This is a genomic window from Bittarella massiliensis (ex Durand et al. 2017), assembly GCF_017566145.1.
GTDB lineage: Bacteria > Bacillota > Clostridia > Oscillospirales > Ruminococcaceae > Bittarella > Bittarella massiliensis_A.
Genome location: NZ_JABFCL010000254.1, coordinates 1 through 219, shown reverse-complemented (window position 1 = coordinate 219; position 219 = coordinate 1). Strand labels below are relative to the sequence as shown.

The window sequence follows — 219 nt, the reverse complement described above, 5'->3', positions numbered from 1 at the left end:
ATCCAGGTTATCAATCTGAAGGGCTTTGCTCACACAGCTTGCCATTTCGCTGAAGCGCCCCTGCGCTTCTAACAGGGCTGCAGTCTTCTTGACAGCGCTCAGATAAGTGGTATGGTAGTAGGTGGACAGGGAGGCGACCCAGTATTCGCTGGCAAATTTTGGCAGCAGCTCGCCGCGGTACAGGTTGATGGCGGCTTTGTAGCTGTCGATCTTTCTGCC

General features: G+C 54.3%; 1 protein-coding gene. It reads right to left on the bottom strand.

Annotated features, from left to right (window positions below; all coding sequences use genetic code 11):
- Positions 1–219 (bottom strand): bacterial transcriptional activator domain-containing protein (locus HJY11_RS14235; protein ID WP_208076531.1); only part of this gene is annotated, 219 nt, incomplete at both ends.